General features: G+C 41.7%; 1 pseudogene. It reads left to right on the top strand.

The window, feature by feature from the left end:
* Window positions 1-240: pseudogene (locus KVT11_RS20495) on the top strand (peptigoglycan-binding protein LysM); the annotation flags it as partial.

The following is a 240-nucleotide window of genomic DNA, read 5'->3' as shown; positions in this document are numbered from 1 at the left end:
CGCCAACGCCGCTTGGAATAGAAGATGAAGAAGAAGTTACGTATCAATCAGCGCCAATTACGCAGCAGCCTGCTATGCAACAAACTCAAAAAGAAGTGCAAGTAAAACCACAGAAGGAAATGCAAGTGAAACCACAAAAAGAAGTACAGGTAAAACCACAGAAGGAAATACAAGTGAAGCCACAAAAGGAAGTACAGGTGAAACCGCAAAAAGAGGTGCAAAAAGAACAGCCAATTCAAA

Source organism: Bacillus sp. GbtcB10 (assembly GCF_019091365.1).
Classification (GTDB): domain Bacteria; phylum Bacillota; class Bacilli; order Bacillales; family Bacillaceae; genus Bacillus; species Bacillus altitudinis.
The sequence above is the reverse complement of the archived record's forward strand: the minus strand, read 5'-3'. Positions and strand labels throughout refer to the sequence as shown.